At 68.5% G+C, this 17,063-nt stretch carries 19 protein-coding genes and 1 tRNA gene; 13 read left to right on the top strand and 7 right to left on the bottom strand.

The features are described 5' to 3' along the window. Nucleotides 1–36: 36 nt before the first annotated feature. On the bottom strand, nucleotides 37–2,214 hold the full coding sequence (locus AXK61_RS17995) for a hypothetical protein (RefSeq protein ID WP_068746548.1): 2,178 nt from the start codon (nucleotides 2,212–2,214) through the stop codon (nucleotides 37–39). 206 nt (nucleotides 2,215–2,420) lie between these two features. On the opposite strand from AXK61_RS17995, the gene AXK61_RS17990 reads away from it, so the two are divergent. The 3 genes from AXK61_RS17990 to AXK61_RS17980 all read left to right on the top strand — a co-directional run bounded on the left by AXK61_RS17990 (nucleotide 2,421) and on the right by AXK61_RS17980 (nucleotide 4,454). Further along, on the top strand, nucleotides 2,421–3,242 hold the full coding sequence (locus AXK61_RS17990) for a serine hydrolase domain-containing protein (protein WP_068746547.1): 822 nt from the start codon (nucleotides 2,421–2,423) through the stop codon (nucleotides 3,240–3,242). Nucleotides 3,243–3,380: 138 nt separating this feature from the next. Then, nucleotides 3,381–3,896 (top strand): DUF3145 domain-containing protein, encoded by a 516-nt coding sequence (locus AXK61_RS17985; protein WP_068569906.1) that lies wholly within the window; start codon nucleotides 3,381–3,383, stop codon nucleotides 3,894–3,896. A 138-nt stretch (nucleotides 3,897–4,034) separates the two neighbouring features. Next, on the top strand, nucleotides 4,035–4,454 hold the full coding sequence (locus tag AXK61_RS17980; RefSeq protein ID WP_068746546.1) for a pyridoxamine 5'-phosphate oxidase family protein: 420 nt from the start codon (nucleotides 4,035–4,037) through the stop codon (nucleotides 4,452–4,454). 300 nt (nucleotides 4,455–4,754) lie between these two features. Here AXK61_RS17980 and acpM read toward each other — a convergent pair whose 3' ends face one another. The 4 genes from acpM to aceE form a co-directional block, all read right to left on the bottom strand. Beyond that, nucleotides 4,755–5,060: a meromycolate extension acyl carrier protein AcpM gene (acpM, locus tag AXK61_RS17975; protein ID WP_068746545.1), complete on the bottom strand. Its 306-nt coding sequence runs from the start codon at nucleotides 5,058–5,060 to the stop codon at nucleotides 4,755–4,757. A gap of 115 nt (nucleotides 5,061–5,175) precedes the next feature. Further along, nucleotides 5,176–6,078, bottom strand: coding sequence for an ACP S-malonyltransferase (locus tag AXK61_RS17970; RefSeq protein ID WP_082789423.1), 903 nt, complete (start codon nucleotides 6,076–6,078; stop codon nucleotides 5,176–5,178). Nucleotides 6,079–6,215: 137 nt separating this feature from the next. After that, complete coding sequence (locus AXK61_RS17965) at nucleotides 6,216–7,505, bottom strand: PucR family transcriptional regulator (RefSeq protein WP_156485739.1); 1,290 nt, start codon at nucleotides 7,503–7,505, stop codon at nucleotides 6,216–6,218. 6 nt (nucleotides 7,506–7,511) lie between these two features. Then, complete coding sequence (gene aceE / locus AXK61_RS17960) at nucleotides 7,512–10,322, bottom strand: pyruvate dehydrogenase (acetyl-transferring), homodimeric type (protein ID WP_068746543.1); 2,811 nt, start codon at nucleotides 10,320–10,322, stop codon at nucleotides 7,512–7,514. A 280-nt stretch (nucleotides 10,323–10,602) separates the two neighbouring features. Here aceE and AXK61_RS17955 point away from each other — a divergent pair, with 280 nt between their 5' ends. From AXK61_RS17955 to AXK61_RS17945, 3 genes are all read left to right on the top strand, one after another. Then, the gene (locus tag AXK61_RS17955) at nucleotides 10,603–10,989 is read left to right on the top strand and encodes a DUF3052 domain-containing protein (protein WP_068569285.1); all 387 of its coding nucleotides are present in this window, start codon (nucleotides 10,603–10,605) and stop codon (nucleotides 10,987–10,989) included. Next, entirely contained in the window at nucleotides 10,986–11,498 is a 513-nt protein-coding gene (locus tag AXK61_RS17950; RefSeq protein ID WP_068746542.1) for a peroxiredoxin, read from the top strand. The genes AXK61_RS17955 and AXK61_RS17950 overlap by 4 nt, the downstream gene beginning before the upstream one ends. Continuing rightward, nucleotides 11,489–11,565 (top strand) — tRNA-Val (locus AXK61_RS17945). The genes AXK61_RS17950 and AXK61_RS17945 overlap by 10 nt, the downstream gene beginning before the upstream one ends. 149 nt (nucleotides 11,566–11,714) lie before the next feature. On the opposite strand, the gene AXK61_RS17940 is transcribed toward AXK61_RS17945, so the two are convergent. Next, nucleotides 11,715–12,191 carry a MarR family winged helix-turn-helix transcriptional regulator gene (locus AXK61_RS17940; protein WP_068746541.1) on the bottom strand — a complete coding sequence of 159 codons (477 nt, stop codon included), beginning with the start codon at nucleotides 12,189–12,191 and terminating at the stop codon, nucleotides 11,715–11,717. A gap of 62 nt (nucleotides 12,192–12,253) precedes the next feature. Here AXK61_RS17940 and AXK61_RS17935 point away from each other — a divergent pair, with 62 nt between their 5' ends. From AXK61_RS17935 to AXK61_RS17925, 4 genes are all read left to right on the top strand, one after another. Then, the gene (locus tag AXK61_RS17935; RefSeq protein WP_068746540.1) at nucleotides 12,254–12,622 is read left to right on the top strand and encodes a VOC family protein; all 369 of its coding nucleotides are present in this window, start codon (nucleotides 12,254–12,256) and stop codon (nucleotides 12,620–12,622) included. After that, on the top strand, nucleotides 12,609–13,037 hold the full coding sequence (locus tag AXK61_RS24520; RefSeq protein WP_082789422.1) for an SDR family oxidoreductase: 429 nt from the start codon (nucleotides 12,609–12,611) through the stop codon (nucleotides 13,035–13,037). Before AXK61_RS17935 ends, AXK61_RS24520 begins: the two co-directional genes overlap by 14 nt. Nucleotides 13,038–13,255: 218 nt before the next feature. Further along, nucleotides 13,256–13,477: a hypothetical protein gene (locus tag AXK61_RS24515; RefSeq protein ID WP_082789421.1), complete on the top strand. Its 222-nt coding sequence runs from the start codon at nucleotides 13,256–13,258 to the stop codon at nucleotides 13,475–13,477. Then, nucleotides 13,474–13,968, top strand: a complete 495-nt coding sequence (locus AXK61_RS17925) for an EVE domain-containing protein (RefSeq protein ID WP_231855596.1) — start codon at nucleotides 13,474–13,476, stop codon at nucleotides 13,966–13,968. Before AXK61_RS24515 ends, AXK61_RS17925 begins: the two co-directional genes overlap by 4 nt. Before the next feature lie 17 nt (nucleotides 13,969–13,985). On the opposite strand, the gene AXK61_RS17920 is transcribed toward AXK61_RS17925, so the two are convergent. Beyond that, nucleotides 13,986–15,401, bottom strand: coding sequence for a dihydrolipoyl dehydrogenase family protein (locus AXK61_RS17920; protein WP_068746539.1), 1,416 nt, complete (start codon nucleotides 15,399–15,401; stop codon nucleotides 13,986–13,988). Between the two features lie 211 nt (nucleotides 15,402–15,612). Here AXK61_RS17920 and AXK61_RS17915 point away from each other — a divergent pair, with 211 nt between their 5' ends. From AXK61_RS17915 to AXK61_RS17905, 3 genes are all read left to right on the top strand, one after another. Further along, entirely contained in the window at nucleotides 15,613–16,086 is a 474-nt protein-coding gene (locus AXK61_RS17915) for a hypothetical protein (protein ID WP_068569282.1), read from the top strand. Further along, nucleotides 16,083–16,307, top strand: coding sequence for a translation initiation factor IF-1 (gene infA, locus AXK61_RS17910; RefSeq protein ID WP_068569281.1), 225 nt, complete (start codon nucleotides 16,083–16,085; stop codon nucleotides 16,305–16,307). The genes AXK61_RS17915 and infA overlap by 4 nt, the downstream gene beginning before the upstream one ends. Nucleotides 16,308–16,374: 67 nt before the next feature. Further along, nucleotides 16,375–16,992, top strand: a complete 618-nt coding sequence (locus tag AXK61_RS17905; RefSeq protein WP_068569905.1) for a VOC family protein — start codon at nucleotides 16,375–16,377, stop codon at nucleotides 16,990–16,992. The last annotated feature ends 71 nt before the right edge of the window (nucleotides 16,993–17,063 follow it).

Raw genomic sequence — 17,063 nt, 5'->3', positions numbered from 1 at the left:
CGGGCCGTGGGTCGTGTTCGGTTGTGGGGGAGGGGGTTACGCGGCGTTGCTCCCCGAGCCGCTGCCGGTGCCGGCGTCGCTACCGGTGTTGCTGGAGCTGTCGGAGCTGCTGACAGTGCTGGGCTCATTGGCCGTCGACGTGTTCGTCAGGTCGCCCGCTCCTCCACCGACCGTTCCGCCACCAACAGTGCCACCGCCGACTGTGCCACCACCGTTCGTGCCACCGGTGTTGTCCGTACCGCCGACGTTCGTGCCACCAGTGTTGTTCGTACCGCCGCCAGCACTCCCGCCAGCACTCCCGCCGGTGCTCCCGCCGGTGATGCCTCCGAGGAGGTCACCCAAACCGTGCGACGGAAGGTTCGATCCGCCGGTCGTTCCACTCCCGGTGGTTTCGCCCCCGGTTGCCGGGGGCACCGGTGCCGGCTCATTGCTGGGGTCGGTGTTTGAGGGGTTGCTCCCATTGCCGGTGAGGAACGCGGAGACCGGAGTTCCGCCGTTATCCAATGAATGTCGTGCGAGGTTGGGCTGGTTGATCGGTGTGAGGTTGCTCGCCGGGTTCTGCTCCGGCGCAGCGAGAGCCTGCGGTGCGATGCCCTTGTTCTGTGTGCTCGAGTCCGTAGCGGGCACGGTGTTCGGGGCACCGGGGAGGTTCGCGGTCTGCTGCGACAGCGTCTTCGAGAGGTCCAGGAGCTGCGACGCGGAGCCGTTGACGAACGGACCGTACTGCTGCGTCGCGAGATCGGAGATGGGCTTCAGAGCGACGCTGGAGAACACCTGGTACACAGGTCCGAACGCGGTCATCACGGGCTTGATCACCGTGTCGAGGCCGATCAGATGCGTGATCGAATCGGCGCCCAGCGGCGACAGTACGCCGGTCGTGATCTGGCTCAGCGGATCGGTAGGCAGGATCCCGGGCGGGATGAGCCCGGCGCTGGTATTGGGGCCGGTCTTCGTGCCGACCTGGAGCAGGTCGTCCGAGAACAGCTTGATCCCGAAGAGCGACGGTGACGTAAGGCCCGCCCCTTCGACGCCGAAGTTGAAGCCGCCGAGGCCGTACAGGATGGGTAGCGGGATGCCGAGCGGGTTTTGAACCAGCATCAGGTTCTGGCCGTTGTTGACGTTGATGCCGTTGGTGCCGATGTAGTTGCCGGTTGTGACGTTGATGTTGGTCAGCCCGACCGGGAGGATCGAGTTGAAGTTCGTCATGGTGAGGCTGACCGGCGAGTAGACGCCGTTCTGCGTCGGCAGCAAGACGTTCGCGCCAAGGACTCCGGCCTTGGCTAGACCGAGCGGAAGCTCGACACCAGCTGCGCCGATCGGGACTGAGATCACGGTCTCCGAGCCGCCGAGCCATCCGGGGATCTTCAGTGCCGCCGTGGGGGCCGCAGCCCACCAGCCTGCCTTCCCGCCAAGAGGGAAGGTGTAGGTGCCATCACCCTGCGGGATCCAAACCGTGCCGGAAGGCAGACTCCCGTTTGGGAGAATGTTTAACGGCAGTCCACCGCCGGGGACCGGTACAGGCAGGCCTCCAATGTTCACAGTGGATGGCAGCGTGATGGTCAGGCCGTCTGGCGTCTTGACGAACGTGTTCAGGAAGTTGGTCTGGCCGGCCATTCCCAGCAGCGGCCACGTGTACTTGCTTGTGTACTTGCTTTGGGTTGCTTCGAGGCCCAAGATGATCGAACTCAGCGGCGGAAGGCCAGCTACGGCGTCGCCGACGATCGGAATCGTGAGAACGCCGTCGATCAGGTCGGCCGCTCCGTTTAAGAGGTCTCCGCCTGGCATCGACGTGGGAAAGACCTTCGATAGGTCGATCTGGGAGCCGCCAGGGATGACGAGGTTCGGAACGACGCCAGGGACTCCGGTGGGGAGGTTCAACCCGGCGAGGTTTCGGAGCACAGTAGGAAGATTGGAGATCTTCGTGACATCGACCTTGTTGAACGACGACCCGAACGTCGGGAGTACGCCGCCGGTCTGTCCGGCAACCGGATTCCAGACCGACCCGGCGCTGCCGTTCACGTTGTTGGCTGCGTTGAGGAAGTTGTCCAACGCGTGCGAGTAGTCGCTGATCGCCTGGCTGTAGTTGGGCGGCGTGGTCGCAGCCTGGGCCGGCGCGCTCATCAGGCCGACGGCCGCGGTGGCGCCGACTGCGGTCGCGGCGACGGCGGTTCGTTTCGCGGCCAGCTTCGACGCCTTGCGATGCTTCGCACTCATGGTGGGAGGTTCCTCTCGGACGAAATGCAGATGCTGCAATCGCGCATCCGCGCTGAGGATACGACCGTTGTAGTCTTGAACATCCGCGATTGTGCAAAAGCAAATTTAGAGAGTTGGACGTCAAGTGTTTCTCGCTCTCCTATTGACCGAACCTAAGTTCTCGAATGGCTCGCGATAGGGTGGGAGCAACGAGTGAAAGGGAGCGAATGAGCCTCGGGGAATTGTCCGAATGGCCCGTCGAGAACGCGGCGGGCGCACTGCTGCGCACCGACCTCGGGCGCACCGTCGGGAGCTACGGTGATGTGGACCGACAGTACGAACTGGCTTCTGTCACCAAGCTTCTCGTCGCCTACGGGGTCCTGGTCGCGGTCGAGGAGGAGGCGATCGCGCTGCGGCAACCCGCCGGGCCGGAGGGGAGCACCGTCGAACATCTCCTGGCGCACGCGTCGGGCGTCGCCTTCGATTCTCCCGCCGTCCAGGCGCCACCGGCCAACCAACGTATATACAGCTCTTACGGCTACGAATTGCTGGCGCAGTTGGTCGAGCACGAGACCGGAATACCCTTTCCCGACTATCTCCGCGAGGCGGTGTTCGCGCCACTCGGCATGCGGAACACGGAGCTCGCGGGGCCGGCGGGGCACGGCGCGCGGTCCACGGTGGCCGATCTGACCCGCTTCGCCGCCGAGGTCGCCGCGCCCGTCCTGCTCGACCCCGGCACCGTCGACGGTGCGCTGTCCGTCCACTTCCCGGGCCTGCGGGGCTTCGTGCCCGGCTACGGCAAGTTCGCGAACAACACCTGGGGGCTCGGCTTCGAGGTGAAGGGCGACAAGCGCGCGCACTGGACGGGAACACGGAACTCGCCGCGCACCGTCGGGCACTTCGGACAGGCGGGGACGTACCTGTGGTTCGACCTGGACCTGCAGCTCGCAGCGGTGATCCTGACGGACCGGCCGTTCGGGGCGTGGGCGAAGCCGCTGTGGTCCGAGTTCAACGACCGGCTGATTTCTCAGGAACTTCAAGGCGTGTAACTGGCGCAACACGCGCATCATGGTGCACAATGGCTTCATAACTACATCGATGTGATAAAGCAGCAGCTGGTAGCTCCGCTCGTTCTCGACAGGTGGCTTGGGGAAGACGTCCTCGTCGAAACGAAGAAGGTGGCAACCATGCAGCAGCTGAGTCAGTTTGCAGAGGTGACGACGGGAGTCGTCTGGATTCACGCCGCACCTGCTGCACTGTGCCCGCACGTGGAGTGGGCACTGTCGAGGACCCTCGACGCCCGGGCCACCCTCAAGTGGTCCGCGCAGGAGGCCGTCCCCGGCACGCAGCGCGCCGTCGTCGACTGGGTAGGCCCGGTCGGCAGTGGCGCGCGGATGGCGAACACCCTGAGGGAGTGGAACTCCATCAGGTTCGAGGTCACCGAGGACCCCTCCGAGGGGGTCGACGGTGAGCGGTTCTGCTACGCCCCGGGACTGGGGCTGTGGCGCGGCACCATGAGCGCGTCCGGCGACACCCTGCTGGGCGAGGCGCAGCTGCGCTCGATGATGCTCGAACAGGGCCCCGAGGGCATGCAGACCGCCATGGACTCGCTCCTCGGCACCGCCTGGGACGACGCGCTCGAGCCCTTCCGCATGGGCGGCCAGGGCGCCGAGGTCACCTGGCTCTCGCAGGCCGTCAGCTGACGGTCCACTTCAGACCTGCCTGAAACCCGGCCCGGGCGGGCGAGCGCGGCGCTGTGAAGCGATGGCGCCCCGCCGGGACCGGGATAACCCGCCGCTCATCGGCGAGAAGTTGTCAGCCCGATCTGCCACCATCGGGACATGGCACTCTCCACGTCCGAGAAGCAGCAGTTCCTGGCCCAACCGCACGTCGCCGCGTTCTCCGTCGCCGAGCCCGGCCGGGGCCCGCTGACGGTGCCCGTCTGGTACGCCTACGAGCCCGGCGGCCGGCCGTGGATCACGATCGGCCCCACGTCCCGCAAGGCCCGCGCGCTCGAGGCCTCGGGGCGGTTCTCCCTGATGGTCGACACCGTCGAACCCCGCACGATGTACGTCAGCGTCGAGGGGCCCGTCGCCGAGTCGAGGACGTCGACGGAGGAGGAGGTCCGCGAGATGGCCGCCCGCTACCTGTCCGGCCCGGCGCTCGACGGTTACCTCGACTTCGCCTTCGGGCAGTTGGGGGAGCACCTGACCGTGGTGCTCGAGCCCGAGCACTGGCTGGGCGCCGACCTCACGATGTAGGAACCTCCGCTCCCCGCAGCTATCTCCGGTCGCCCCGTTGATTCCCGGGGCGAGCGGAGATTTCTGCGGGAGTCGGAGATATCCGCCGCGTCGGGACCCGCCCGCGCCCCGCCTGCCCGGCCTGGGCCCCCTGCCCGGCCTGGGCCCCGCCGGCCCGGCCCGGCGTGGGCGACCCGGGCACCGTCGGAGATGCGAAACCGGCCGCCGGGATGCCCCGACGGCCGGTCTCTGGAGAAATGCTCAGTGCTCACCGGGGTGAGCGCCCGCAATCGACCCCCGACGAATCGGGAGGTGCAGGGTTTACTTGCCCTTCTCGGCCTCGTACTTGCCCTTGAGCTCGGCAGCGAGATCAGCGTTCTCGGCCTCGAGCTTCTGGATGTAGCCCACGGCGTCGCCGACGGTCTTCAGGCCCGCGAGGTCCTCGTCGGGCACCTTGACGCCGTACTTGTCCTCGAGCTGCACGGCGATCTCGACCATCGACAGCGAGTCGATGTCCAGGTCGTCGATGAACGCCTTGTCCAGGGTGACCTCGGAGGGCTCGATGCCGGTGACCTCTTCGATGATCTCGGCGATGGCGGCGACGATTTCGTCCTGGCTGGTGGCCACAGTGGGTCCCTTTCCTTGTGTGACCCGACCCGCGATTTCACGGAGACGGGAGTATCTGTGCGACGTACGTCGCGGGTTCGACGGTGCCGGGCGGCCCCGTCGGTGGTCGAGAAGGCTACTGCGCGGGGGCGAGCAGCTCGGCCAGATCGGCCGGGGTCTTCACGGCGACCTGCGGCACGCCCTTGAGCTCGCGCTTGGCGATGCCCACGAGGGCGCCGGCCGGCGGCAGCTCCACGACCATCGAGACCTCGGCCTCGCGCATGGTGGCGGTGCACAGGTCCCAGCGGACCGGGCGGGTGACCTGCGCGACGATGGCCGCGAGGGCCTCGGCGCCGGAGGTCACGGCCTTGCCGTCACGGTTGGACAGCAGGGTCAGCTGCGGGTCACGCGGGGTGATGGACTGCGCGGCGGCCGCGACGGCCTCCTGCGCGGGAGCCATGAACTCCGTGTGGAAGGCGCCGGCCACCGCGAGCGGGCGCAGGCGCGCCTTCTCGGGTGCGTTGTCGGCCAGCTTCGCCAGGTTCTCGACGGTGCCCGCGGCCACGATCTGCCCGGAGGCGTTCATGTTGGCCGGGATCAGGTCGAAGGACTCGAGGGTGGCGAGCACGTCCTCCTCGACGCCGCCGAGCACGGCGGTCATCGACGTGGGGACGAGCGCGCAGGCCGCGGCCATGGCGCGACCGCGGATCGCGGCCAGGCGCACGGCCTCGTCGGCCGTGATGACGCCGGCGACGGCGGCGGCCGCGAGCTCACCGACGGAGTGGCCGGCGACGACGGTGTCCGACGGCTGGTCGCCCATCTGCTCGAACGCGAGCAGTGCGGCGGCCACGACGAGCGGCTGAGTCACGGCGGTGTCCGTGATCTCGTCGGCCTCGGCGATGGTGCCGAGGCGGACCAGGTCGAGATCGGCGATCTCGGACCACGCGCGAAGGCGCTCCACGGCAGAAGGCTGGTCGAGCCATGCCGTCAGCATGCCGGGCTTCTGGGAACCCTGTCCGGGTGCGAGCAGTGCAATCACGCTTACCAGGAAACACCCCGGGAACCTGAAAGGAAGGTGTTGGAGCCTGAGAACCTGCCCCAGGTAATTTGTGGGGTTTCCACAAAAGTGCTGCTCAGCGAGTCCTGGCTGTTACCAGAGTGTTATTTGTGACTCGGCTAGCTCAGTGAGAGATCTGTGATTCGCGTCATAGCGGCGGGGGTGAAGCGGTCCGGATTGGCCGCTGCGAGACGCCCGATCGTCGCTGCCACACGGAGCACGAAGGCGTCGCGCGGGTCCTGCGGATCCCGCCCGGTGATCTCCGCGATCTTCTTCAGGCGGTACCGCACGGTGTTGGGGTGGACGAACAGTTCGCGGGCGCAGGACTCCACCGCGCCGCCCGAGTCCAGGTACGCGTCCAGCGTGTCCGACAGTGCCGAACCGGCCTCCTCGAGCGGCTTGACGAGCAACTCGTAGAGCGTGCGGCCCGCGTGCGTGTCGCCGATCAGGGCGCGTTCGGGCAGCAGCTCCCAGCTGTGCACCGGACGCGGCGCCCCCGGCCACCCCGCCACCGCGTTGACGCCGGCGATGGCCTCCAGGGCCGATGCGTGCGCGTCCTCGAGGGTGGGCGTGGTGTGCCCGATCACCACGGGACCGTCGGCGAAGTGACGCATGAGCGCCTCCCCGAACGGGTCCCCGGTGGTGACCGCGCCGCTGACGATGACCACCAATTTGGTGCCCTGCACAACGGCGAGGGCCGAGCGGCCGTGCGACCGTGCCGTGTCGTGCACAGATCCGGCCACCGAGACGTTCTGGTCCGGCGGGGGATTGCCGACGATGACGGTGGCCGACGCGACCGGGTCCCAGTTCAGCGCCGCGGCGCGGGAGAGGAGGTTCGCGCCGGTATCGCCCCGGACCACCGCGTCGACGACCAGCGCCTCCATCCGCGAGTCCCACGCGCCCCGGGCCTCGGCGGCCGAGGCGTAGATCGCCGCGGCGCCGAACCCGATCTCCCGGCCGTACCGCAGCACGGCCTCGGTGAGCGCGATGAGCTGCTCCTCGTTGCGCGCCAGCAGTGGCAGCCAGCGCTCGAAGAACTCCATGGCCACGCGGACCATCTCGACGGTCTGCAGGAGCGTGACCCGCCGGGCCAGGTCCTGCGGCACCGATTGGAAGGCCGCCACGGTGTAGGCCACGTCGCCGCCGTGGTCGATCCACTCCGCGAAGTTGACCACCGCGGTCTGGACGACCAGCTGGATCGACGCCCGCTGGCTGGCCTCCAGATCCGCGAAGTAGGGCAACTGCTCCTCCATGGAGCGCACCGCCTCCGTCGCGACGCGGCCCGAGTACTGGCGGATCCTGGCGAGGATCGCCTCGGGCAACACCTCACGGGGCTCGGGTCGCTTCCTGGTGAAGCCCCCCTTCCCCGGCCTCCCGGGGAGGGGGAACGAGCCCGTATCGGCGGTCATGGAGTCCTAGGCTACGCCGGGGTCCGAAACCTGCTTCGGGGCGGCGAGCACGTCGTCGATCCGGTACCGCTTCGCGGCCTCCGCGGCGACCGAGAAATCGAGCGCCCCGTCGCGTGCGAGCCCCAGCAGAACGCCCACGACGATCGACTCGGCGTCGACGTTGAAGTAGCGCCGGGCGGCCGGACGCGTGTCCGAGAATCCGAAACCGTCGGTGCCGAGCGTGACATAGGTGCCTGGCACCCACTGCCGGATCAGGTCCTGCGTGCCGCGCATGAAGTCGGACGCGGCGACCGTCGGGCCCTCGGTGCCCGCGAGCACCTTCGTCACGTGCGGGGTGCGGAACTCGGCGGACGGATCGCGCAGCGCCGCCTTCTCCGACTCGATGCCGTCACGGGAGAGCTCCACCCAGCTGGTCACGGAGAACACCGACGCCGAGACGCCCCAGTCCGCGGCCAGCATCTCCTGGGCCTTGAGCGCGTCGGGCATCGTGACGCCGGAGGCGAGGATGTTCGCCTTCTTCTCGTGCGAGCCCTCCGCGGGCTTGAACAGGTACATGCCCTTGAGCAGTCCCTCGACGTCGAGGTTCTCGGGCTCCGCCGGCTGGTGGATCGGCTCGTTGTAGACGGTGATGTAGTAGTAGATGTTCTCCGGGTTCTCCCCGTACATCCGCCGCAGGCCGTCGATCACGATGTGCGCGAGCTCGTACGCGAACGCCGGGTCGTACGCGACGACCGCGGGGTTGGTCGACGCGAGCACGTGGCTGTGGCCGTCGGCGTGCTGCAGGCCCTCACCGGTCAGCGTGGTGCGGCCGGCGGTCGCGCCGAGCACGAAGCCGCGAGCCATCTGGTCGGCGGCGGCCCACAGACCGTCGCCCGTCCGCTGGAAGCCGAACATCGAGTAGAAGATGTACAGCGGGATCATCGGGACGTCGTGCGTGGCGTACGACGTGCCCACCGCGGTGAACGACGCCGTCGAACCGGCCTCGTTGATGCCCTCGTGCAGGATGACGCCCTGCGGGTTCTCCTTGTACGCGAGCATGAGCTGCGCGTCGACGGCCGTGTAGGTCTGGCCGAGCCGGTTGTAGATCTTCAGCGTGGGGAACCAGCTGTCCATGCCGAAGGTGCGCGCCTCGTCGGGGATGATCGGCACGATCCGCGGGCCGACCTCCTTGTCGCGCAGCAGCTCCTTGAAGATGCGCACCACGGCCTGCGTCGTGGCCACCTGCTGCTTGCCCGAGCCCTTGAGCATCACCTTGACGGCGTCGATGCCGGGCGTCTGCAGCGCCTGGGCCTGCGTACGGCGCGACGGCACGAAGCCGCCGAGCTGCTTGCGGCGATCCAGCATGTACTGGATCTCCTTCGACTCCGGTCCCGGGGTGTAGTACGGCGGGAGGTACGGGTCCTTCTCGAGCTCCTCGTCGGTGATCGGGATCCGCAAGTGATCGCGGAAGCCCTTGAGGTCGTCGAGCGTGAGCTTCTTCATCTGGTGGGTCGCGTTGCGGCCCTCGAAGTTGTGGCCCAGACCGAAGCCCTTGACCGTGTGCGCCAGGATCACCGTGGGCTGGCCCTTGTGCTCCATGGCCGACTTGTAGGCCGCGTACAGCTTGCGGTAGTCGTGGCCGCCGCGCCGCAGGCCCCAGATCTGCTCGTCGGTCATGTCCTGGACCAGCTCCTTGGTCCGCGGATCACGGCCGAAGAAGTGCTCGCGGACGAACGCGCCGTCGTTCGCCTTGAAGGTCTGGTAGTCGCCGTCGGGCGTGTTGTTCATGATGTTGACGAGGGCGCCGTCGCGATCCTTGTGCAGCAGTTCGTCCCACTCGCGGCCCCAGATCACCTTGATCACGTTCCAACCGGCGCCGCGGAAGAAGGACTCGAGCTCCTGGATGATCTTGCCGTTGCCGCGGACCGGGCCGTCGAGGCGCTGGAGGTTGCAGTTGACCACGAAGGTCAGGTTGTCCAGGCCCTCGGTCGCCGCGATCTGGATCTGGCCGCGCGATTCCGGCTCGTCCATCTCACCGTCGCCGAGGAACGCCCACACGTGCTGGTCGGACGTGTCCTTGATGCCGCGGTCGTGCAGGTAGTGGTTGAACCGCGCCTGCTGGATGGCGTTCATCGGACCGAGGCCCATGGACACCGTCGGGAACTCCCAGAAGTTCGACAGCAGCCGGGGGTGCGGGTAGGAGGGCAGGCCCTTGCCCTTGTCCTCGTGCGACTTCTCCTGGCGGAAGCCGTCGAGGCGCTCCGCGGGGATGCGGCCCTCGAGGAAGGCGCGGGCGTAGATGCCGGGGGAGGCGTGGCCCTGGATGAACACCTGGTCGCCGCCGCCGGGGTGGTCCTTGCCGCGGAAGAAGTGGTTGAAGCCCACCTCGTAGAGGGAGGCCGCGCCCGCGTAGGTGGAGATGTGGCCGCCGACGCCCACGCCGGGACGCTGCGCGCGGTGCACCATGATCGCCGCGTTCCAGCGGATGTACGCGCGGTAGCGGCGCTCGAGCTCCTCGTCGCCCGGGAACCAGGGCTCGAGGTCGGTGGGGATGGTGTTGACGTAGTCGGTCGAGGTGAGCGACGGGATGGACACCCGCTGCTCGCTCGCGCGCTCCAGCAGGCGCAGCATCAGGTAGCGCGCACGGGCCGGACCGTGCGTCGCGATCAGGTCGTCGAAGGACTCGATCCACTCGCCCGTCTCATCCGGGTCGATGTCCGGTAGATAGGAGGCCACGCCCTCGCGGATCACGCGGACGCGGTCCGGACGACCGTCGTTCGACGGTGCGGGGCCCCCTCCGGAAGTGGCTGCCGGGGTGGTGACGGTCGAGTCGGTCACAAGTGCTCCTCACGGGTCGCGAAGGCGGTACTGGATGATGCCGGGGGTGTGCGGTGTGTCGCAGATCCCATCCTGCCGCATTCGAAAGCTACTCGACAGTCGGATTCCGCGTGGTGGAATTCGCCAGGTCCGCAGGTGCGACTTCGGCGTACCCCGCTTGCGTGCGGGCGCACGTGCCGTAAGTTGACACGCAACACTGCTGAACGGACGGCGTCGGGCCGTCCGTGCGAACGCGAGGAGGCTCCCACCGGTGTCCACGAATGGGTCATTCGCCCAGAAGATGGGCCTGCAGCCCGGAAACATCGTGCAGGAGATCGGTTGGGATGAGGACACCGACGACGACCTGCGCCTCGCCATCGAGGAGCTCACCGGCGCGGAGATGCTCGACGAGGACGTCGACGAGGTCGTCGACGTCGTGATCCTCTGGTGGCGCGACGACGACGGCGACCTGGTCGACACGCTCATGGACGTCATCACGCCGCTGTCCGACGACGGCTACGTGTGGGTGCTCAGCCCCAAGACGGGCCAGCCCGGTCACGTGCAGCCCAGCGAGATCGCCGAGGCCGCGCCCACCGCCGGCCTCACCCAGACCTCGTCGACGAACCTCGGGTCGTGGATCGGCTCGCGCCTGGTGCAGCCGAAGTCGGGGCGCGTGGCCAAGAGGTGACCACGCCCTGCCCAGACGGTGCGCCGTCCGCACCACTGCAGGTCGGGGCGGTCGCGCCCGACTTCACGCTGCGCGATCAGAACAACCGGCCGGTCTCGCTCGAGTCCTATCGCGGGAAGAAGAACGTGCTGCTGGTGTTCTTCCCGCTCGCGTTCACGGGCACCTGCGAGAGCGAGCTCGGGGGCATCCGCGATTCGCTCCCGTCCTTCGAGAACGACGATGCCGCCGTCATCGCCGTGTCCGTCGGCCCGCCGCCGACGCACAAGGTGTGGTCGGGCTCGCAGGGCTATCTGTTCCCGATCGTGTCCGACTTCTGGCCGCACGGCGCGGTGTCGCGGGAGTACGGCGTGCTCAACGAACGCAACGGCTACCCCAATCGCGGCACCTTCGTCATCGACCGCGACGGTGTGATCCGCTTCTCCGAGATGAACGAGCCCGGGGTCCCGCGTGATCAGTCGCTTTGGGAACACGCCCTCGCTGCGCTAGCCTCAACCGGCAAGCGCGTGTAGCTCAGTTGGTTAGAGTCCTGGTCTTACACACCAGTTGTCGGGGGTTCGAGTCCCTCCGCGCGCACCATTGTGATGAGTCGCGACATGTGTCACACAGAAGTCGCGACGATCTGAACGCGCGCCTCGGTCCGGGACACATCAGAGTCTCCGGACTCGCCGGGGCGGTTCACGTCGTCGGAGCCGTCCGACGAGGTCGGGTGGCCGTCGTCGAATCCACTACCCGCGCGAGGGCGGCTGAGCCGGATCCGTCGCAGGGGCTTGAAGGGACTGCGTCATCCGTCGCAGGGCCCGCAGAGTGGCCGCCCGTTCGGCCGCGGTGATGCCGGCGAGCATCCGGTTCTCAACGCTTCGGACGGCCGCGGAGGCCTGGACGAGTTTGCGGCGCCCACGAGTGGTGAGTCGGGCCGGGAGGGCCCTGCCGGTGGGGGCGGCGGCGGGCCGGGTGACGTCGCCGTCTCGTTCCATGGCCTGGAGGAGAACGTTCATCGCCTGCCGGGTGACGAACGTTCCACGAGCGAGCTCGGAGTTCGACAGACCGGGCCGCTGGGCGAGCAATTCCAGGCACGAGTAGTGAGTCACGTTCATTCCAAGGGGGCGTAGGACCTGCTCCATCGCGGTCCGTAGGGCGCTGGAGGCCTCCTTCAGCGCATACCCCATCGAGTCCTCCAGGTTGATGCCGTCGACTTGACTCATGTCAATAGTCTGACATACATTGGATATGTCAGGAAATTGACATTCAATCAAGGAGTAGCACCATGCCAGTGACCGGCCCCGACTTCCTCTCCCTGCAGACGCGTGATCTCGACGCCGCGCAGGCCTTCTACGAGAAGTACCTCGGCCTCGTCCGCTCGCCCGCGGGTCCCCCGCACGCGGTTGTCTTCGAGACCTCACCGATCGCCTTCGCGCTGCGCGACCTCGTTCCCGGCACCGATCTCGACGCCGTTTCGCAGCCCGGGGTGGGCGTGGCGATCTGGTTGCACGCCACCGGCGTGCAAGAGATCCATGACGCCCTCGAGGCTGACGGACATACGATCGTGTCCGCTCCGATCGACGGTCCGTTCGGGCGGACGTTCACCTTCGCGGACCTGGACGGCTACCACATCACCGTTCATGATCGGGCCTGAGATGACCGGGTCTGAGCGGCGGGTTCTCATATTCGGCGCGACCGGAGCGCTGGGCGGCCACACACTCGACGGTCTTGTTGCCCGCGGGCTACGCCCGGGGACGGTGACGGCCGCGGGGAGGAACCGCGATCGCCTGGACGAGTTGGCGGCGCGAGGATTCGCGACCGCCACCGTCGATCTATCGTCTCCGGCCCGCGCGGCCGAGGTCGTCAGCGGACACTCCGAGGTCGTGCTGATCTCCGGTGGGGACCCTGATCGCCTCGACCAACATCGCGGCGTGATCGAGGCTGCACGCGCGGCGGGTGTCGATCACATCTACTACACGAGCGGGATCCGCGCCGATGACGAACGATTCCCGATCAACGTCGATCACCGGGCCACCGAACAAGCCTTGGCGGCTTCCACGGTGACGTAAACCATTGTGCGGAATACCTGGTACATCGAGAACTACCTCCATTCGCTGGACGGTCCGCGGCATTCGGGAGTCTTTGCAGCGGCGGTGGGTGATGCGGTGGTGCGTCGGCGAGCCGCAAGGACCTCGGAGAGGCCCTGGCCGCCGTCGTCACCACGACGGGCCATGACAACATCACCTACAGCCTGTCCGGGGACACCTACGCGGACATCGCCCAGGCGATGGCAGTGGTCCTCGACCGGGATGTCGAGTACCGGGCGGTGACCGCCGACGAGTTACGCACGACGCTCACCCGGGCTGGAGTGGACGGGCATACGGCGAGCTTTCTCGTGGGCCTCGACGAGGCGATCGCCTCCGGGTTGTACGCCCGTTCCGGCGACGACTTGCCGCGGCTCATCGGACGGCCGAGCACCGGAATCGTCGAAGGACTCAGAGCTCAATGAACCGGCGTCCCGCCGCCCGGATGCGCGGCAATGTCACCGGCTTGCAGCTAGCCGATCCAGTCACCGCCGACGAGCAGCGGTTCTGGATAAACACCGTGAGCCTCGACCACGTCGACGCGGCGATCGAAGGCGGTTTCGCACAAGCCGACCACGGTGCCAACAAGCGGCTGCGCCAGCCGCGCCGCGGTGACGAGATGATCTTCTACTCCCCCCGCACGGAGCTGCGGGGAGGCGAACCCGTCCGACGGTTCACGGCGCTCGCCACGATCACCGGGAATGAGCCCTACCAGGCCCACGTCACTGACGATTTCCACCCGTGGCGCCTCGCAGTCCAGTTCCATCCGTGCCGGCGAATCGAGGCGAAGCAGCTCATCGATCGGCTGTCGTTCATCACCGACCCCGCGCACTGGGGCCTACCGTTCCGTCGAGGACTGTTCGCGATCCCGCGCAGCGACTACGAGACGATCTCCATACTCATGACAGCCTGCTGACATGCGCCTCGCCGCGATCACCTGTCTCGATACGCCTCGAGCAGGCGCAGCCACACCTCGCTGATCGTGGGGTAGGCGGGTACGGCGTGCCACAGCCGGGCGATCGGTACTTCTCCGACCACCGCGATGGTCGCGGCGTGCAGCAGCTCCGCGACGGCCGGGCCCACGAGCGTCACGCCGATCACCACGCCCCGGCTCTCGTCGACGACCATCTGCGCGCGCCCGGCGTAGCCGTCCGCGTACAGGCTCGCGCCGGCCACCCAGCCCAGGTCGTAGTCGACCACCGCGATGTCCGTGCCGGCCTTCCGCGCCTGCGCCTCGGTGACGCCGACCGCCGCGACCTCGGGGTCGGTGAAGATCACCTGCGGCACCGCGGAGTGGTCGGCGGTCGCCACGTGCACGCCCCAGGGCCCGTCATCGACGGCCTCGCCTTTCGCCCGCGCCACGATCACGTCGCCCGCGGCCCGCGCCTGGTACTTGCCCTGATGCGTGAGTAGGGCACGGTGATTGACGTCGCCGGCCGCGTACAGCCAGTCGAAGCCGTCCACCAGCATCGTGTCGTCCACTGCGAGCCACGACCCGGGCTCCAGCCCGACCGTCTCGAACCCCAGGTCTGCGGTGCGCGGAGTCCGCCCGGTGGCTGCCAGCACCTCGTCGGCCACGACGGTCCGCCCGCCGGAGGTCTTGATGGTGACCTCGCCGTCCGTGCGCGTGACCCGCGTCGGTGACTCGCCGGTCACGATCTCGACGCCCACCGCGCGCAGCCCGTCCGTGACGGCCTCGCCCGCGAAGGGCTCGAGGTTCGTCAGCACGCCACTGCGCGCGATGAGGGTCACCGCCGAACCGAGCGAGGCGTACGCCGTGGCCATCTCGGTCGCGACCACGCCGCCGCCGATCACCGCGAGCCGCCCGGGCGCCGACCTCGCGCTGGTGGCCTCGCGGCTGGTCCACGGCCGCGCTGCGCGCAGGCCCTCGATGTCGGGCACGGACGCGTCCGTCCCGGTCGCGACGACGACGGCGTGTCGCGCGGTCAGGGTGGTCTCGGCACCGTCGGGCCCGGCGACGGTGACCCGGCGCGGCCCCGCGAGCCGGCCGTGCCCGCGGACGGTGACGATCCCGGACGCAGGCGCCCAGCGGGCCTGGCCGGTGTCGTCCCAGTCGTGGGCCACGGCGTCGCGCCGCGCGAAGACCTCGGACGGATCCAGCGCGGCGGGGCCGGCGAGGGCGCCGCGCACGTGTTGCGCCTCGCGCAGGGCCTGGCCCGGTCGCAGCAGCGCCTTCGACGGCATGCAGGCCCAGTAGGAGCACTCGCCGCCGTACAGGTCGCTCTCGATCAGGGCGGCGGTGAGCCCGCCCCGGACGGCGCGGTCGGCCACGTTCTCGCCGACCGGCCCGCCTCCGATCACGATCACGTCATAGGTCGTCTCGTCCATCGCGCACCTCCTCGGACCACCGTAGTGCGGGCGCCGGAAAAAGAAGATGCGGCGGCGTGCGACCACTGGCTACGCTGGGCCGGACCGTGACAGGCCCTGAGGAGGTGAGACCCGTGAACGTTTCAACGATGTCGGTGCTCCCTCCGATCCCACGGCTGAACTAGGTGTCATCACCAGGAGCGCCGCACAGGCTTTCCTGAAAGGCACCACCATGAACGATTCCTCTCTCACTCTGCAGCGCGCCGACGACGGTGACTGGCTCGCCGTCGATGCCGAAGGCCTGGTCATCGGCCGCGGCGGGACCTCGCGCAGGCCCGGCTTCATCAGCGTCGACGCCTGGAGCGCACCGGCCTTCGACCTGATCGCGGCGGCGATCCTCGCCGAGCTGCCCCTGCCTCTGTGCACCCTGGTCGCCGCCGGCGACGACGACCTGTTGGCCGCCTGGCGCCGCCACGGATTCGCCGAGCGCCGTCGGGAAGTGTTGTACCGCATCCCGTTCGACCCCGACGGGCCTCCTCCGCCGATCGCGGACCTGCCCGTGGTGCGCGCGGTCCGGCCGCACGCGGGACGGCCGACGCCCTTCCTCGCCGCCGACGTCGACGCCGCCGACCGGGCGACGATCGACGCCCTCGAGGCCGCGGGCGGGTCCGCCGTCGAGACCACGGTCGAGCTGGTGCGGGCATGACGAAGACAGCGCGCGGCATCGAGGCCTCAGGCACCGTCGTCGAAGGGCTGCGGAACGCGACCTTCCGGGTCGAGCTGGACAACGGGCACGTCGTGCTCGCCCACATCAGCGGGAAGATCCGGAAGAACTACATCAAGATCGTGCCGCTCGACCGGGTACTCGTGGAGATCAGCCCCTACGACCTCACGCGCGGCCGGATCCTGTTCCGGTACCGCAGCTGACCGGCGGGGAGCGGATCGGTCAGGAATCGAGAAGCACCCGGAACGGCCAGCTCATAGCGTTGTGGGCATGACGACATCAGTTTCCACCCCGGTCCGTTCCCTCACCCTGGAGGTCGCCGATCCGGCTGCCGCCCGGGCCTTCTACGACACCGCGTTCGGCCCCGACGAGCGACTGCGCGTCGCGCCCGCCGCCGGCGAGTCCACCGGCTTCCGCGGCTGCGTGGTCTCGCTCGTCGTGGCCGAGCCGGCCGTCGTGGACTCCTTCGTCGAGCCCGCCCTTGCGGCGGGCGCGACGGAGATCAAGCCCGCGCGGAAGTCCTTCTGGGGCTACGGCGGCGTGTTCCGAGCCCCCGACGGCACGATCTGGAAGGTGGCCTCCTCCTCGAAGAAGACCACCGGCGCCCCGCTGCGCGTCATCGACGACGTGGTCCTCCTGTTGGGCGTGGACGACGTGGCCGCCACCAAGGCGTTCTACGTCGAGCACGGCCTCACGGTCGCGAAGAGCTTCGGCCGCAAGTACGTCGAGTTCGACGCAGCGCCCGGTGCGGTGAAACTCGCGCTGTACGGGCGGAGGGCAGCGGCGAAGGACGCGGGCGTGCCCGCGGAGGGCAGCGGCTCCCACCGCCTGCGCATCGACGGTGTCCTCGGGGCCCTCACCGACCCCGACGGCTTCGTCTGGCAGTGAGTCGGCCTGGGCTACCGGCCATCGCCCTCGATGACCTGCCGCCTCTTGCCTTCGGCCGGAATCCTGCGAAT

It is taken from the genome of Tsukamurella pseudospumae (genome assembly GCF_001575205.1).
Taxonomy (GTDB): domain Bacteria; phylum Actinomycetota; class Actinomycetes; order Mycobacteriales; family Mycobacteriaceae; genus Tsukamurella; species Tsukamurella pseudospumae.
Note: the sequence above shows the minus strand (reverse complement) of the source record. Positions and strands in the feature narration are given on the sequence as shown.

Coding starts and splice junctions, on each gene's coding strand:
- AXK61_RS24515 (WP_082789421.1), top strand. CDS start 13,256: ATGGCAGTGGTCCTCGACCGGGATGTCGAGTACCGGGCGGTGACCGCC.
- AXK61_RS17925 (WP_231855596.1), top strand. CDS start 13,474: ATGAACCGGCGTCCCGCCGCCCGGATGCGCGGCAATGTCACCGGCTTG.
- AXK61_RS17955 (WP_068569285.1), top strand. CDS start 10,603: ATGGGCCTGCAGCCCGGAAACATCGTGCAGGAGATCGGTTGGGATGAG.
- AXK61_RS24520 (WP_082789422.1), top strand. CDS start 12,609: ATGATCGGGCCTGAGATGACCGGGTCTGAGCGGCGGGTTCTCATATTC.
- AXK61_RS17965 (WP_156485739.1), bottom strand. CDS start 7,505: ATGACCGCCGATACGGGCTCGTTCCCCCTCCCCGGGAGGCCGGGGAAG.
- AXK61_RS17995 (WP_068746548.1), bottom strand. CDS start 2,214: ATGAGTGCGAAGCATCGCAAGGCGTCGAAGCTGGCCGCGAAACGAACC.
- AXK61_RS17915 (WP_068569282.1), top strand. CDS start 15,613: ATGAACGATTCCTCTCTCACTCTGCAGCGCGCCGACGACGGTGACTGG.
- AXK61_RS17940 (WP_068746541.1), bottom strand. CDS start 12,191: ATGAGTCAAGTCGACGGCATCAACCTGGAGGACTCGATGGGGTATGCG.
- infA (WP_068569281.1), top strand. CDS start 16,083: ATGACGAAGACAGCGCGCGGCATCGAGGCCTCAGGCACCGTCGTCGAA.
- AXK61_RS17905 (WP_068569905.1), top strand. CDS start 16,375: ATGACGACATCAGTTTCCACCCCGGTCCGTTCCCTCACCCTGGAGGTC.
- AXK61_RS17920 (WP_068746539.1), bottom strand. CDS start 15,401: ATGGACGAGACGACCTATGACGTGATCGTGATCGGAGGCGGGCCGGTC.
- AXK61_RS17935 (WP_068746540.1), top strand. CDS start 12,254: ATGCCAGTGACCGGCCCCGACTTCCTCTCCCTGCAGACGCGTGATCTC.
- AXK61_RS17985 (WP_068569906.1), top strand. CDS start 3,381: ATGCAGCAGCTGAGTCAGTTTGCAGAGGTGACGACGGGAGTCGTCTGG.
- AXK61_RS17980 (WP_068746546.1), top strand. CDS start 4,035: ATGGCACTCTCCACGTCCGAGAAGCAGCAGTTCCTGGCCCAACCGCAC.
- AXK61_RS17990 (WP_068746547.1), top strand. CDS start 2,421: ATGAGCCTCGGGGAATTGTCCGAATGGCCCGTCGAGAACGCGGCGGGC.